General features: G+C 58.6%; 13 protein-coding genes. 10 read left to right on the top strand and 3 right to left on the bottom strand.

The features are described from left to right. Positions 1-685: 685 nt before the first annotated feature. Positions 686-2956, bottom strand: a complete 2271-nt coding sequence (gene clpA, locus A8O26_RS09680) for an ATP-dependent Clp protease ATP-binding subunit ClpA (RefSeq protein ID WP_007920210.1) — start codon at positions 2954-2956, stop codon at positions 686-688. A 30-nt stretch (positions 2957-2986) separates the two neighbouring features. Further along, positions 2987-3370, bottom strand: coding sequence for an ATP-dependent Clp protease adapter ClpS (clpS, locus tag A8O26_RS09675; RefSeq protein ID WP_016987405.1), 384 nt, complete (start codon positions 3368-3370; stop codon positions 2987-2989). Positions 3371-3594: 224 nt separating this feature from the next. On the opposite strand from clpS, the gene A8O26_RS09670 reads away from it, so the two are divergent. After that, on the top strand, positions 3595-3876 hold the full coding sequence (locus tag A8O26_RS09670) for a cold shock domain-containing protein (protein ID WP_064117796.1): 282 nt from the start codon (positions 3595-3597) through the stop codon (positions 3874-3876). A gap of 75 nt (positions 3877-3951) precedes the next feature. On the opposite strand, the gene icd is transcribed toward A8O26_RS09670, so the two are convergent. Further along, complete coding sequence (gene icd, locus A8O26_RS09665) at positions 3952-5208, bottom strand: NADP-dependent isocitrate dehydrogenase (protein ID WP_007920207.1); 1257 nt, start codon at positions 5206-5208, stop codon at positions 3952-3954. Positions 5209-5688: 480 nt separating this feature from the next. Between icd and A8O26_RS09660 the strand changes: the two genes are divergently transcribed. From A8O26_RS09660 to aceA, 9 genes are all read left to right on the top strand, one after another. Further along, complete coding sequence (locus tag A8O26_RS09660) at positions 5689-7914, top strand: NADP-dependent isocitrate dehydrogenase (protein WP_064117795.1); 2226 nt, start codon at positions 5689-5691, stop codon at positions 7912-7914. 140 nt (positions 7915-8054) lie between these two features. After that, positions 8055-8501, top strand: coding sequence for an NUDIX hydrolase (locus A8O26_RS09655; RefSeq protein WP_053121609.1), 447 nt, complete (start codon positions 8055-8057; stop codon positions 8499-8501). A 59-nt stretch (positions 8502-8560) separates the two neighbouring features. Then, positions 8561-9685: a tRNA 2-thiouridine(34) synthase MnmA gene (gene mnmA, locus A8O26_RS09650; protein ID WP_064117794.1), complete on the top strand. Its 1125-nt coding sequence runs from the start codon at positions 8561-8563 to the stop codon at positions 9683-9685. Then, entirely contained in the window at positions 9682-10305 is a 624-nt protein-coding gene (gene hflD / locus A8O26_RS09645; RefSeq protein WP_016987411.1) for a high frequency lysogenization protein HflD, read from the top strand. The genes mnmA and hflD overlap by 4 nt, the downstream gene beginning before the upstream one ends. A gap of 126 nt (positions 10306-10431) precedes the next feature. Next, complete coding sequence (gene purB / locus A8O26_RS09640) at positions 10432-11802, top strand: adenylosuccinate lyase (protein ID WP_064117793.1); 1371 nt, start codon at positions 10432-10434, stop codon at positions 11800-11802. 86 nt (positions 11803-11888) lie between these two features. Beyond that, positions 11889-13058: a ribosomal protein uL16 3-hydroxylase gene (locus A8O26_RS09635; protein WP_064117792.1), complete on the top strand. Its 1170-nt coding sequence runs from the start codon at positions 11889-11891 to the stop codon at positions 13056-13058. Beyond that, positions 13051-13476: a GNAT family N-acetyltransferase gene (locus A8O26_RS09630; protein WP_025108996.1), complete on the top strand. Its 426-nt coding sequence runs from the start codon at positions 13051-13053 to the stop codon at positions 13474-13476. Before A8O26_RS09635 ends, A8O26_RS09630 begins: the two co-directional genes overlap by 8 nt. A 243-nt stretch (positions 13477-13719) precedes the next feature. Beyond that, on the top strand, positions 13720-14481 hold the full coding sequence (locus tag A8O26_RS09625; protein ID WP_064117791.1) for a secretin N-terminal domain-containing protein: 762 nt from the start codon (positions 13720-13722) through the stop codon (positions 14479-14481). A 473-nt stretch (positions 14482-14954) separates the two neighbouring features. After that, a complete protein-coding gene (gene aceA / locus A8O26_RS09620; protein ID WP_007920195.1) occupies positions 14955-16280 on the top strand; it encodes an isocitrate lyase in 1326 nt (441 codons plus the stop codon). The last annotated feature ends 124 nt before the right edge of the window (positions 16281-16404 follow it).

Genomic DNA, 16404 nt, shown 5'->3' with positions numbered 1-16404 from the left:
GCGCTGCGCGCCTAACCCCCGGATGGACACCTACGCTCGGCCTGCCGATGGGGCAAAAGATCAAAAGCCGAAGCCAAAGCCAAAGCCAAAGCAAGATCACAAGCCAGATCAAGAGCCCCTCACCCTAACCCTCTCCCGGAGGGAGAGGGAACTGACCGAGTGGTCTGGTAGAGGTACGCCGACGTGCGATACCGCATTGAACTCAGATTTTGAAAGGCCCCAAAATCGGCTCCCTCTCCCTCGGGAGAGGGCTGGGGTGAGGGGCGAATCCAACACTGAACCAAAGCCGAACACCCGCTCTTCACCACTCAATAGGCCGAGTGTCAGCTCGCCTGCTCTTGATCTTGATCCACGGGCGACATCAGAAGGCTGAGTGGAGGGATTGATCCGGGGGTGGGAGCGCAGCGACCGTTTGGCGAAGCCAGACACAGCGAGAGGAGGTGCAGCGAAGCAAACCGGAGGCGATGCGCCCGGATCGATCCCGCAGCGAAGGAACCCCGAGCCTCAGCGAGCGGGCCGCACGCAGGAGCAAGCGTTTTTTTGCTTACTTTTTTTAGGCGTTTGTAAAAAAAGTGAGTCGCCGTAAGGGCGAAACCGTAATAAACCATCACCGCAGCAACGGATATACACACAAAAACACAGACAACAAAAAGGCGCCCGAAGGCGCCCTCTTGATCTACAGCCGTCAGGCCATTTCTGCGGTAGTCTCGAAGTCAAACGTCAACTCACCATCCTTGATGTCGATGTGCACCACACCGCCATGCTCGGCCAGTTCGCCAAACAGAATCTCTTCCGCCAGCGGACGCTTGATCTTGTCCTGGATCAGACGCGCCATCGGACGCGCACCCATCGCCGAGTCATAACCACCCGCCGCCAGCCAACTACGCGCGGCATCAGTGACCTCAAGCAACACACGCTTGTCTTCCAACTGCGCCTGAAGCTCGGTAAGGAACTTGTCCACCACACTTTTGATGACCTCATGACTGAGGCGACCAAACTGGATAATGGTGTCCAGACGGTTACGGAATTCCGGCGTGAAGCTCTTCTTGATCACTTCCATCGCATCAGACGAGTGGTCCTGATGGGTGAAACCGATCGAAGCGCGAGCAGCTGTTTCAGCACCGGCGTTGGTGGTCATGATCACGATCACGTTGCGGAAATCCGCCTTGCGCCCGTTGTTGTCGGTCAGCGTGCCGTGGTCCATTACCTGCAACAGCAGATTGAAGACTTCCGGATGCGCCTTCTCGATTTCATCGAGGAGCAATACGCAGTGCGGCTGCTTGGTGATCGCTTCGGTCAACAGACCACCCTGGTCAAAGCCGACATAGCCCGGAGGCGCACCGATCAGACGCGATACGGTGTGACGCTCCATGTATTCGGACATGTCGAAACGCACCAACTCAATGCCCAACGCCTTGGCCAACTGCCGCGCAGCCTCGGTTTTACCGACACCGGTCGGGCCTGCGAACAGGAACGAACCGACTGGTTTGTCCGGAGACTTCAGACCGGCACGCGACAATTTGATCGCAGTCGACAGCGAATCGATCGCCGCGTCCTGACCAAACACCGTCAACTTCAGGTCACGCTCAAGATTACGCAGCAGCTCTTTGTCGGAGCTGGTGACGTGCTTCGGCGGAATCCGCGCAATTTTCGCGACGATGTCTTCAACGTGCGGCACTTCGATGCGCTTGGCGCGCTTCTCAACCGGTTGCAAGCGCTGATAGGCACCCGCCTCGTCGATCACATCAATTGCTTTGTCCGGCATGTGCCGGTCATTGATGTAGCGCGACGCCAGTTCAGCAGCGGCACGTAGCGCTTCGTCGCTGTATTCGATGTTGTGGTGCTGCTCGAAACGCCCTTTCAGGCCACGCAGGATACCGATGGTGTCTTCCACCGACGGCTCGACGACATCGACCTTCTGGAAGCGACGCGCCAGGGCACGATCCTTCTCGAAGATGCCGCGGAATTCCTGGAACGTGGTCGAACCGATGCAGCGAATGTCGCCAGACGACAGCAGCGGCTTGAGCAGATTCGAAGCGTCCATGACCCCGCCCGACGCAGCGCCCGCACCAATAATGGTGTGGATCTCGTCGATGAACAGGATCGCCTGCGGACGTTTTTTCAGTTCATTGAGCAGCGCCTTGAAACGCTTCTCGAAATCACCGCGATACTTGGTGCCCGCGAGCAGAGCGCCAAGGTCGAGCGAGTAAACAACGCTACCGGCCAGCAGATCCGGCACCTGATTGTCGACAATGCGCTTGGCCAGGCCTTCGGCAATCGCGGTTTTACCCACGCCTGCTTCACCGACCAACAGCGGATTGTTTTTGCGCCGACGCGCGAGAATCTGCGCGACACGCTCGACTTCCGATTCGCGGCCGACCAGCGGATCGATGCGACCCTGGCGCGCGAGTTCGTTGAGGTTGCTGGCATAAGCATCCAGAGGATTGCCTGAAGAAGAAGACTCACCGCCCTCGTCGTCCTGCATATCTTGTTCACCTTCAGAGTGATCGCCATGCCCCGGCACTTTGGAAATGCCGTGAGCGATGTAGTTGACGACATCGATGCGCGCCACGCTCTGCTGTTTCAGCAGGAACACGGCCTGACTCTCTTGCTCACTGAAGATGGCAACCAGCACATTGGCGCCGGTTACTTCGCGTTTGCCCGAGCTCTGTACGTGGAAAACAGCACGTTGCAGTACACGCTGGAAGCCCAGGGTTGGCTGGGTTTCGCGATCTTCGTCATGAACGGGGATCAATGGCGTGGTGGAGTCGATGAACTCCTGCAGGTCATGCTTGAGTTTGTCGAGGTTTGCGCCGCAGGCACGCAAAACGGTGGCGGCAGCCTCATTGTCCAATAGGGCCAGCAAAAGGTGTTCGACGGTCATGAATTCATGACGTTTCGAACGAGCCTCCTTGAAGGCTAGATTGAGGGTGACTTCGAGCTCGCGGTTTAACATAGCTTCACCTCATACCCAAGTGGTCGGCGATTAACCGTCCTTCTCGATTTCACAGAGTAGCGGATGCTGGCTTTCCCTGGCGTACTGGTTGACCTGCATGGCCTTTGTCTCGGCGATGTCGCGGGTAAACACTCCACATACTGCCCGTCCTTCTGTGTGGACGGCCAGCATGACCTTGGTCGCCAGCTCGCGATTCAGGTTAAAAAACACCTCGAGCACTTCGACGACGAAATCCATCGGTGTGTAGTCATCATTAAACAAAACCACCTTGTACATCGGCGGCGCCTGTAACGCAGGCTTTGCTTCCTGAACAGCAACGCCTGCCGAATCGTCGTCGTGCTCCTCTGGAAGATCCTTTTGGAGAAGCGGGCGATCCTGATTGAATGTTAGTCGAATCTGGCTGATTGCATGCATGGAAAGAAAGGTTCGTCAGTTGTGCAAATACAGTGGTGGGGGCGGTTGTCCACGTTTTCAACTCCGACTGCCCGGTCACCTTGACTATCGGGAAAACGGTGTTACAACCAATAGAGCCCACAGTGGGTAAAAAAGATCCGCGGAGTCAATTCTTTTAACGGATTAGATTGCGGATGAATTGGATGATACTCCAGCGATGGAGTCTGTTGCAGAGGGATTTGAGCATGGCTGTCGGCAAGGTGAAATGGTTCAACAATGCCAAGGGGTACGGTTTTATCAACACCGACACCCATGAGGGCCGCGATGAGGATGGCAAAGACATCGACTTCTTTGCCCATTATTCGGCCATTGAAATGGACGGGTACAAAACCCTTAAAGCAGGTCAAGCGGTGAGATTCGATATCGTGCAAGGCCCCAAAGGCCTGCACGCGGTGAAGATTACTTCGGCCGAAGTCTCGCCGGTGTCGAGCACGGTCGCCACCGAAGAACAAACAGCGACCAGCTGACGCCGCAAACATTCAGCCATAAAAAAACCGCCTGACTCAATTCATCGAGTCAGGCGGTTTTTGTGTGCCTGCGTTTTACATGTGCGAGATCAGCGCATCACCGAAGCCCGAAGACGACACCAGTTTGGCCCCATCCATCAGACGTTCGAAGTCATAGGTCACGGTTTTGGCCGAGATAGCGCCGTTGGTGCCCTTGATGATCAGATCCGCCGCTTCGGTCCAGCCCATGTGGCGCAGCATCATCTCGGCCGAGAGAATCAGCGAACCCGGGTTGACCTGATCCTTGCCGGCGTACTTCGGCGCCGTACCGTGAGTCGCTTCGAACATCGCCACGGTGTCGGACAGGTTGGCGCCCGGTGCGATGCCGATACCGCCCACTTCCGCCGCCAGGGCGTCGGAAAGGTAGTCGCCGTTCAGGTTAAGGGTTGCGATCACATCGTATTCGGCCGGGCGCAGCAGGATCTGCTGGAGCATGGCGTCGGCGATGGCATCTTTGACCACAACGTTCTTGCCGGTTTTCGGGTTCTTGAACTGCATCCACGGACCGCCGTCGAGCAGGGTCGCGCCGAATTCTTCGGCAGCCACTTCGTAAGCCCACTCTTTGAAGGCACCTTCGGTGAACTTCATGATGTTGCCTTTGTGCACGATGGTCAGCGAATCGCGATCGTTATCGACCACATATTGCAGAGCCTTGCGCGCCAGACGCTTGGTGCCTTCCAGCGAAACCGGCTTGACGCCGATGCCGCAGTTTTCGTCGAAACGGATCTTGGTGACGCCCATTTCTTCTTTAAGGAATTTGATGACTTTGGTGGCTTCCGGCGAACCGGCCTTCCACTCAATGCCGGCATAGATGTCTTCGGAGTTCTCGCGGAAGATGGTCATGTCGACGTCGCCAGGCTTTTTCACCGGGCTTGGTACGCCTTCGAACCAGCGCACCGGGCGCAGGCAGACGTACAGGTCGAGTTGCTGACGCAGGGCCACGTTCAGCGAACGGATGCCGCCGCCGACTGGCGTGGTCAGCGGACCTTTGATGGAAACCACGTAATCCTTGACTGCGTCCAGGGTTTCCTGAGGCAGCCAGGTGTCCTGATCGTAAACCTGAGTGGCTTTTTCCCCGGCGTAGACTTCCATCCAGGAAATCTTGCGTTTACCGCCGTATGCCTTTTGAACTGCAGCATCGACAACCTTGATCATCACCGGACTGATGTCGACACCAATGCCGTCACCTTCGATGAAGGGGATGATCGGGTTATCAGGAACATTGAGAGAATGGTCTGCATTGACGGTGATTTTGTCGCCGACGGCTGGAACCTGAATCTTCTTGTAACCCATGCTGAACTCCATTGTTTGGATTGAACATCTGGCTTGGTTCGAGCGTAACCCAGTTAAATCAACACGCAAACCCTCAGTTCCCGGCATTCGCACAACTCGTTTCGTACAAGCCTGAAAGCAAAGGGAAAAGCGCCAAACTCAAGCATTCGCAACGACTCTACGCGCCACCCCGCCCTGCGACCTTTAGACCAATGGACGAGAATCGTTGCATATGAACCATCGGCAGATTGCCAGCTACCTATGTATAATGCCGCCCGCTGACCACAGGGTCACGACGGTTGGCCTCTCTAGAACGAGACTTTCCGCCTTATAGCCGGACTGTTACCGCAGCCCGACTGCTTGACGCTCTACTGATGCACCCAACATCACCGCGAAGATTCTCGACATTCGGTTCATGGATGACTTTGAACGAACGCGCTTACCCGGCGCCCCTCGAGTTTCTGCGCACGCTTTAGCAAAGAAGAGAGAGTTAATCCGAATATGCCCACCCGCTCGAAGATCATCTATACCTTCACCGACGAAGCTCCAGCCCTCGCCACCTATTCCCTGCTGCCGATCATCGAGGCTTACACCGCCTCGGCCGATATCGCCGTGGAAACCCGCGATATCTCTCTTGCAGCACGTATTCTGGCCAGCTTCCCCGAGCAACTGGGTGACAAAGCCGTAGCCGACCACCTCGCCGAACTGGGCGACCTGGCCGTTACGCCTGAAGCCAACATCATCAAGCTGCCGAACATCAGCGCTTCGGTGCCACAGCTGCAAGCCGCGATCAAAGAGCTGCAAGCTCAGGGTTACAACCTGCCGGACTACCCGGAAACCGTGACCAGCGACGCCGACAAAGACGCCAAGGCGCGTTACGACAAGGTCAAGGGCAGCGCCGTGAACCCGGTTCTGCGTGAAGGCAACTCTGACCGTCGCGCACCACTGTCGGTTAAAAACTATGCGCGCAAGCACCCGCACAAAATGGGCGCCTGGGCCAAAGACTCCAAGTCCCACGTCGCTCACATGAGCACCGGCGATTTCTACGGCAGCGAAAAAGCTGCCCTGATCGACGCCGCTGACGCCGTGAAGATCGAGCTGATCGCCAAGGACGGTAGCGCTACCGTTCTGAAAGAAAAAACCACCGTTCAGGCCGGCGAGATCCTCGACTGCGCCGTGATGAGCAAAAACGCCCTGCGCGCGTTCATCGCTGCTGAAATCGACAGCGCCAAGGCTCAAGGCGTGCTGCTCTCGGTTCACTTGAAAGCAACCATGATGAAGGTCTCCGACCCGATCATGTTCGGCCAGATCGTTGCCGAGTTCTATAAAGACGCGCTGACCAAGCACGCTGCCGTGCTGGCCGAGATCGGCTTCAACCTGAACAACGGCATCGGCGATCTGTACGCGCGCATCAAGGCCCTGCCGGCCGAGCAGCAAGCGCAGATCGAAGCCGACATGGCCGCCGTCTATGCCGCTCGCCCATCGCTGGCGATGGTCAACTCCGACAAAGGCATCACCAACCTGCACGTGCCGAGCGACGTTATCGTCGACGCCTCGATGCCAGCGATGATCCGTGACTCCGGCAAGATGTGGGGCACCGACGGTCAGCTGCACGACACCAAGGCCGTGATTCCGGATCGTTGCTACGCAACCATCTACCAGGCTGTGATCGAAGATTGCAAAGCCAATGGCGCTTTCGATCCGACCACCATGGGCAGCGTGCCAAACGTGGGTCTGATGGCGAAGAAAGCCGAAGAGTACGGCTCGCACGACAAGACTTTCCAGATCAAGGCTGACGGCGTGGTTCGCGTCACCGACAGCAAGGGCAACCTGCTGATGGAACAGGCTGTTGAAGCCGGCGACATCTTCCGCATGTGCCAGACCAAAGACGCGCCGATCCAGGACTGGGTCAAACTGGCCGTCAACCGTGCTCGCGCAAGCGCAACCCCAGCGATCTTCTGGCTGGACCCGATGCGCGCTCACGACGGCGTAGTGATCGAGAAAGTTCAGGCTTACCTGAAGGATCACGACACGGCCGGTCTGGACATCCAGATCATGGCACCGGTCGACGCCATGAAGTTCACCCTGCAGCGCACCCGCGAAGGCAAGGACACCATTTCGGTGACCGGCAACGTACTGCGCGACTACCTGACTGACCTGTTCCCGATCATGGAACTGGGCACCAGCGCCAAGATGCTGTCGATCGTGCCACTGATGAACGGCGGTGGCCTGTTCGAAACCGGCGCCGGCGGTTCGGCACCGAAGCACGTGCAGCAACTGGTTGAAGAGAACTTCCTGCGCTGGGATTCGCTGGGCGAGTTCCTCGCACTGGCCGCGTCCCTCGAGCACCTGGGTGTGAACTACAACAACCCGAAAGCGCTGGTACTGTCGAAGACCCTGGACCAGGCCACTGGCCAGTTCCTCGACAACAACAAGTCGCCATCGCGCAAAGTCGGCAACATCGACAACCGCGGCAGCCACTTCTACCTGGCGATGTACTGGGCTCAGGCCCTGGCTGCCCAGACTGAAGACGCTGCACTGCAAGCGCAGTTCGCGACCCTGGCAAAAACCCTGACCGAGAACGAAGCAACCATCGTTGCCGAGCTCAACGCCGTTCAGGGCAAGCCAGTCGACATCGGCGGTTACTACCACGCCAATGCCGAACTGATCAGCAAGGCCATGCGCCCAAGCGCAACCCTCAACGCGGCGATTGCTGCGCTGGTTTAAGGTTGTAAAGGGAACATCACAAACCCCGGCCCTGTGCCGGGGTTTGTGTTTTCAGAGTTCACACAATTCCCCTGTGGGAGCGAGCCTGCTCGCTCCCACATTTTGATTGCGTTTCAACCTTGAAATTTGAGGAAGGTTTTATGGAATGGCTCCCCCACATCACCGTCGCCACCATCGTCGAGGACAACGGTCGCTTTCTGATGGTCGAAGAGCACAAGGCCGGGCGTAACGTGCTCAACCAGCCTGCCGGCCATCTCGACCCGGACGAAACCCTGATCGACGCCGCCATCCGCGAAACCCTCGAAGAGACCGGCTGGGACGTCGAGCCCACCGGTGTCATCGGCATTTACCTGTACACCGCACCAAGCAATGGCGTGACCTACCAGCGCGTGTGTTTCAGCGCAAAAGCCGTCAAACATCACCCGGATTATCAGCTCGACGACGGCATCGTCGGCGCCAAGTGGCTGACCCGCGACGAATTAATCGCTCAGCGCGACAACTGGCGCAGCGAGCTGATCATCCGTTGCATCGACGATTATCTGGCCGGTCATCACTTCAGCCTCGAACTGATCCGCCCTTCTCTTTAGCCTTGAGGCCGCGAGCCTGCTAGAATCGCGTCCTTTTTCAAGACACTCATTGAATCCCTATGCGTGATCCAGCCCCTTCTGACACATCCAAGAAGCGCGTCATTGTCGGCATGTCCGGCGGCGTGGACTCTTCCGTTTCCGCTCTCCTGCTGATCGAGCAGGGTTATGAAGTGGAAGGCCTGTTCATGAAGAACTGGGAAGAAGACGACGGAACGGAATACTGCACCGCCATGGACGACCTGGCGGATGCCCAGGCTGTCTGTGACAAGATTGGCATCAAGCTGCACACCGCCAACTTCGCCGCCGAGTACTGGGACAACGTGTTCGAGCATTTTCTGGCCGAATACAAGGCCGGGCGCACGCCGAACCCGGACATCCTGTGCAACCGCGAAATCAAGTTCAAGGCGTTCCTCGACTACGCCATGATGCTCGGCGCCGACCTGATCGCCACCGGCCACTACGTGCGCCGCCGTGACATTGATGGCCGCACCGAACTGCTCAAAGGCCTTGATCCGAACAAGGATCAGAGCTACTTCCTGCACGCCGTTGGCGGCGAACAGATCGCCAAGACTCTGTTCCCGGTCGGTGAGCTGGAAAAGCCCGAAGTTCGCAAAATTGCCGAGAAGTACGAGCTCGCCACCGCCAAGAAGAAGGATTCCACCGGGATCTGCTTCATTGGTGAGCGTCGCTTCAGCGATTTCCTCAAGCAATACCTGCCAGCGCAACCGGGCGAGATCAAGACCACCGAAGGCGAAGTCATCGGCCGTCATCACGGCTTGATGTACCACACCATCGGTCAGCGCCAGGGCCTCGGCATTGGTGGCCTGAAAGACGCCGGTGATGAGCCGTGGTACGTGCTGCGCAAGGATCTGGACACCAACGAACTGATCGTCGGTCAGGGTAACAACCACCCGTGGCTGTTCTCTGGCGCCCTGCTCGCCTCGGAAATCTATTGGGTCAACCCGATCGACCTGAGCCAGCCGCTGCGCCTGACCGCCAAGGTTCGCTATCGCCAGAGCGATCAAGCCTGCACCCTGGAACAAACCGCCAGCGGCTACCGCGCCGTATTCGACGAACCGCAACGCGCGGTGACGCCGGGCCAGTCCGTGGTGTTTTACGACGGGGAAATCTGCCTCGGTGGCGGCGTGATCGAAGTGGCCGAGCCGTGGAGCGGCCAGGCATGAGCCCGACTCAGGAGCAACTGACGGCGCTCGGCGGTGTGTTTCTCGCCGCCGTGCTGGTCGACCGGATCGCCAAGACCGGCCAGACCAGCGAGGCCGGCCTGAGCTGCATGCTCGGCAGCCTGCTGGTGCGCGACCCGAAGGACACACTGGACGTGTACGGCGGCGACGACATCAATCTGCGCGAAGGTTACCGCGCGCTGATCGGCGCCCTTGAGCGTGACCCGAGCACGCTGCAACGCGAGCCGCTGCGTTATGCCTTGTCGATGCTCGGCCTGGAACGTCAACTGGCCAAGCGCAACGACATGCTCGACATCATCGGCAAGCGCTTGCCGCAGATCCAGTCGCAGGTCGAGCATTTCGGTCCGGCCCACGAAAACGTGGTTGCCGCCTGCGGCGCGCTGTATCAGGACACCCTGAGCACACTGCGCCAACGCATTCAGGTGCACGGCGACATGCGCAACCTGCAGCAACCGAGCAACGCCTCGAAAATCCGCGCCCTGCTGCTTGCCGGCATCCGTTCGGCGCGCCTCTGGCGACAGCTCGGCGGCCATCGCTGGCAGTTGGTGATCAGCCGGCGCAAGCTGCTCAAAGAGCTGTATCCGTTGATGCGCAGCGAGTAAACGCCGCGCAATAAAAGCTTTGTAGTCTGTAACGCGTAATACGCCGGTCAGTTGGCAACGGACCGGCGGATTTTTTCATGTATGATACGCGCCCCATTTCGTTGCCCGACTGTCCGAGAACACCCCATGCAGCTTTCTTCGCTCACTGCGGTTTCCCCTGTTGACGGCCGCTACGCCGGCAAAACCCAGGCCCTGCGCCCGATTTTCAGCGAGTACGGTTTGATCCGTGCCCGTGTTCTGGTTGAAGTGCGCTGGCTCCAGCGCCTGGCCGCCCACGCTGGCATCCCTGAAGTGCCAGCCTTCTCCGCCGAGGCCAACGCCGTTCTCAATGAACTGGCTGAAAACTTCTCGCTGGAGCACGCCGAGCGCGTCAAAGAGATCGAGCGCACCACCAACCACGACGTCAAAGCGATCGAATACCTGCTCAAAGAGCAGGCGGCCAAGCTGCCGGAACTGGCCAAGGTCAGCGAGTTCATCCACTTTGCCTGCACCAGCGAAGACATCAACAACCTGTCCCACGCTCTGATGCTGCGCGAAGGCCGTGACGACGTGATGCTGCCGCTGATGCGCCAGACTGCCAACGCCATCCGCGAACTGGCCATCCGTTTCGCTGACGTGCCGATGCTGTCGCGCACCCACGGCCAACCAGCCTCGCCGACCACTCTGGGTAAAGAGCTGGCGAACGTGGTTTACCGTCTCGAGCGTCAGATCGCTCAAGTCGCTGCCGTACCGTTGCTGGGCAAGATCAACGGCGCCGTTGGTAACTACAACGCGCACCTGTCGGCCTACCCGCAGATCGACTGGGAAGCCAACGCCCGCGCCTTCATCGAAGACGAGCTGGGCCTGGGCTTCAACCCGTACACCACGCAGATCGAGCCGCACGACTACATCGCCGAGCTGTTCGACGCGATCGCGCGCTTCAACACCATCCTGATCGACTTCGACCGTGACATCTGGGGCTACATCTCCCTGGGTTATTTCAAGCAGCGCACCATCGCTGGCGAAATCGGTTCGTCGACCATGCCGCACAAGGTCAACCCGATCGACTTCGAAAACTCCGAAGGCAACCTGGGTATCGCCAACGCACTGTTCCAGCACCTGGCGAGCAAACTGCCGATCTCCCGCTGGCAGCGCGACCTGACCGACTCCACCGTCCTGCGTAACCTCGGTGTCGGCTTCGCCCACAGCGTGATCGCCTACGAAGCCAGCCTCAAAGGCATCAGCAAACTGGAGCTCAACGAGCAGAAGATTGCCGCTGACCTCGACGCTTGCTGGGAAGTATTGGCTGAGCCGATCCAGACCGTGATGCGCCGTTACAACATCGAAAACCCGTACGAGAAACTGAAAGAACTGACGCGCGGCAAGGGCATCAGCCCGCAAGCGTTGCAGACTTTCATCGATGGCCTGGACATGCCAGCGCAAGCGAAAGCCGAGCTCAAGCAACTGACCCCGGCCAACTACATCGGCAACGCTGTAGCGCAAGCCAAACGCATCTGATCGACCGCTTGCTCCGTTTGAGACGCCCGGCCGCGCCGGGCGTTTTTATTCCCGTCTGAAAAGTGCTTTTTTTCAATAGGTTACATATGAATTCCGATATTCCTCTTCAACTTCTGGGCGGCATCACGGCACGCGAATTCCTGCGCGACTACTGGCAGAAAAAGCCACTGCTGATCCGTCAGGCAATTCCTGACTTCGAAAGCCCGATCGACGCCGACGAACTGGCCGGCCTGGCCCTGGAAGAAGAAGTCGAATCGCGCCTGGTGATCGAGCACGGCGAGCGCCCTTGGGAACTGCGTCGCGGCCCGTTCGCTGAAGACGAGTTCAGCAAGTTGCCGGAAAAAGAATGGACCCTGCTGGTTCAAGCAGTTGACCAGTTCGTCCCGGAAGTCAGCGAGCTGCTGGAGAACTTCCGCTTCCTGCCAAGCTGGCGCGTCGACGACGTGATGATCAGCTTCGCCGCACCGGGTGGCAGCGTCGGTCCGCACTTCGACAACTACGACGTGTTCCTGCTGCAGGGCCACGGCAAGCGCAACTGGAAGATCGGCCAGATGTGCGATTCCGAGAGTCCACTGCTGCAACACGCGGATCTGCGCATCCTCGCCGAATTCCACGAGACCGAAGAGTGGGTACTGGAACCGGGCGACATGCTCTACCTGCCGCCGCGTCTGGCCCACTGCGGTGTCGCGGTCGACAACTGCATGACCTACTCGGTCGGCTTCCGTGCACCGAGCGCTTCCGAAGTGCTGACCCACTTCACCGACTTCCTCAGCCAGTTCCTGACTGACGAAGAGCGCTATACCGATGCCGACGCACAACCAGCGGCTGATCCGCATCAGATTCAACACGACGCACTGGATCGCCTGAAAGCCCTGCTCGCCGAGCACATGAGCGACGAGCGTCTGCTGCTGACCTGGTTCGGCCAATACATGACCGAGCCGCGTTACCCAGAACTGGTGGCCGGCCCGGAAGATATCGAAGAAGAAGACTTCCTCGCCGCCCTGCAGGATGGCGCCATCCTGATCCGCAACCCGAGCGCGCGTCTGGCCTGGTCGGAAGTCGATGACGATCTGCTGCTGTTCGCCAGCGGTCAGAGCCGTTACCTGCCGGGCAAACTGCGCGAACTGCTGAAACTGATCTGCGCCGCTGACGCCCTGCACACCGATAACCTCGGTGAGTGGCTGAACGACGAAGACGCTTGCAGCCTGCTGTGCCAACTGGTCAAGCAAGGCAGCCTGGGGTTCGCCGATGAATAAGATTCGCGTACGTGTCGCAGACTGGCAGAAGGACATCGCCGAGATCCGGCGCATTCGTGAAACGGTGTTCATCGCCGAGCAATCGGTGCCACCTGAGTTGGAGTGGGACGCGGACGACGCGACCGCCGTGCATTTCCTGGCGTTTGAAGGCGACTTTCCGATCGGCACTGCGCGTCTGTTGCCGGACGGTCACATCGGCCGGGTGTCGGTGCTGAAAGACTGGCGTGGGATGAAGGTTGGTGATGCGCTGATGCAAGCGGTGATCGCTGAAGCTGAGGCGCGTGGTTTGAAGCAGCAAATGCTCAGCGCTCAGGTGCAGGCCACGGCGTTCTATGAGCGCTTGGGTTTCAGCCTGGTCAGTGAGGAATTCCTTGAGGCCGGGATTCCGCATGTCGACATGGTTCGGCACTCGGCATAAAACCGCGGCGCGGCTTTCGCGAGCAAGCTCGCTCCCACACTGGATCTGTGCCTGACGCACAATTTGTGTCCGCTGGAGATCTACTGTGGGAGCGAGCTTGCTCGCGAAGAGGCCCTCGATAACACCACAAAACGCCCCGACATCCGCCGATGCCGGGGCGTTTTGCTGTCTACGATTCAACTTGCCCCACCCAAGGCCGACAAACTGGCAATATCAAGCCTTTCGAAAGCGGAGATAACGGACATGTCCCTACGCACCCTGCTCACCACCCTGCTGCTCGGTTGCAGTTTTTCGGTGATGGCAGCCACAGAAATCGTGCCTCTCAATTACCGCACCAGCGCCGACATGCTGCCGATGGCGCAAGACTTTCTCGGCAAGGACGGCCAGGTCAGCGCCTACGGCAACCAACTGATCATCAAGGCCGAACCGGACAAGATCCAGGAACTCAAGGCACTGATCACGCAACTCGACACGGCGCCCAAGCGCCTGCTGATCACTGTCGACACCAATGAAAACAATGGCCGTGGCGACGAAGGTTATTCGGTCAACGGCGCCCAACCGAACCAGACCCGCATCATCAGCCGCAGCACCGCCAGCCGTGACGGCGGCGTGCAACAAGTGCAGGCCACCGATGGCATGCCGGCGCTGATCCAAGTGGGCCAGAGCGTGCCTATCACCAGCAGCCAGAGCAATTCCTACGGTGATTACAGCAGCCAGACCCAATACCGCAACGTCACCCAGGGTTTCTACGTCACCGCCAGCGTCACCGGCGAAATCGTTCACCTGGCGATCAGTACCAACCGTGACCGCATGAGCCAGGAACGTCCCGATGTAGTGAACGTGCAAAGCACCGACACAACTGTCAGCGGGCGCCTCGGCGAATGGATCACCCTCGCCGGCGTGAATCGCCAGACTCAGGCCGACAAACAGGGTCTGACCCGCAGCTACTCGACTCAAGGCCGGGATGACATGACCTTGCGCGTGAAAGTCGACGCCTTGGACTAAAGCACCAAAAACTGACTGATTAGTCGTATTAGACGAAAGATGTAGTGCTTGAAAAAAAGCACTACAAAACGTTTGACGAGGCAAAAAAGCGAAGGCATGATGGCCTCGCTCCCGCTAATCAGAGGCCCTGGCAAGGGCCTTCGAAGCGATGTTCGCACCTACCCCGCGAACCGTTTCGTGTCTGTACCGCCCACAAGGTGTGTTTGACGAGGTTGCCGACTGGAACGAAGTTGTCCCGAGGGACGGAAGCGTAATTAGGTAACCCGGCTCCACACTGTAGACCGTATAGAGGCCCACGACGCCCGCATGCGCCCACAGTCCGCCACTACCTGCTCACTTCCCCTCGAGCCCATCGTTCATCCCGTCGCCTACCCCGCCGAATCCGACTTGACCACCTAAGCTTCTGGTCAGCGAGCGCAGGAATTTTCCACCGCAGAACAACTTTTCATAAAGACGCGACGAGGTTTATCTCCATGGCACTGACACGCGAACAGCAAATTGCAGCCCTCGAAAAAGACTGGGCTGAAAACCCGCGCTGGAAAGGCGTGACACGCACTTACTCCGCTGCTGACGTCGTCCGTCTGCGTGGCTCGGTTCAACCTGAGCACACCTTTGCAAAAATGGGCGCCGACAAGCTGTGGAACCTGGTCACCCAGGGTGCCAAGCCGTCCTTCCGTCCTGAGAAAGATTTCGTCAACTGCATGGGCGCCCTGACCGGCGGCCAGGCTGTTCAACAGGTTAAAGCCGGTATCCAGGCGATCTACCTGTCGGGCTGGCAAGTGGCTGCGGACAACAACTCCGCAGAATCCATGTACCCGGACCAGTCGCTGTACCCGGTGGACTCGGTGCCAACCGTGGTCAAGCGCATCAACAACTCATTCCGTCGTGCTGACCAGATCCAGTGGAAAGCCGGCAAGAACCCGGGCGACGATGGCTACATCGACTACTTCGCACCGATCGTGGCTGACGCTGAAGCCGGTTTCGGCGGCGTACTGAACGCTTACGAGCTGATGAAGAGCATGATCGAAGCAGGCGCCGCCGGTGTTCACTTCGAAGACCAACTGGCATCCGTGAAGAAATGCGGTCACATGGGCGGTAAAGTACTGGTTCCTACTCAGGAAGCCGTACAGAAGCTGACCGCTGCTCGCCTGGCTGCTGACGTTGCCGGTACCCCGACCATCATTCTGGCCCGTACCGACGCAAACGCCGCTGACCTGCTGACCTCCGATTGCGACCCGTACGACCAACCGTTCGTGACTGGCGAGCGCACTCAGGAAGGTTTCTACAAGGTCCGTGCCGGCCTCGATCAAGCCATCGCTCGTGGTCTGGCTTACGCGCCGTACGCCGACCTGATCTGGTGCGAAACCGCCAAGCCGGATCTGGACGAGGCCCGTCGCTTCGCCGAAGCGATCAAAAAGGAATACCCGGACCAACTGCTGTCGTACAACTGCTCGCCTTCCTTCAACTGGAAGAAAAACCTCGACGACGCGACCATCGCCAAGTTCCAGCGCGAACTGTCCGCCATGGGTTACAAGCACCAGTTCATCACCCTGGCCGGCATTCACAACATGTGGCACAGCATGTTCAACCTGGCGCACGACTACGCCCGCAACGACATGACTGCCTACGTGAAGCTGCAAGAGCAGGAATTCGCTGACGCCGCCAAGGGTTACACCTTCGTGGCTCACCAGCAGGAAGTGGGCACCGGCTACTTCGACGACATGACCACCGTGATTCAAGGTGGCTCGTCTTCGGTAACCGCGCTGACCGGTTCGACTGAAGAAGAACAGTTCCACTGATTCGGCTTCATCTGAGCAAACGGCCTCTGCGGATCGTATAGAAAGCTAACCGCAGAGCCGCAAAACTGACGCCCCGACTGGTTCGGGGCGTTTTTTTTGCCCGAGAAAATCTCCCAGACGCCAC

This window comes from Pseudomonas fluorescens (assembly GCF_001648775.1).
Lineage (GTDB): Bacteria > Pseudomonadota > Gammaproteobacteria > Pseudomonadales > Pseudomonadaceae > Aquipseudomonas > Aquipseudomonas fluorescens_M.
Note: the sequence above shows the minus strand (reverse complement) of the source record. Positions and strands in the feature narration are given on the sequence as shown.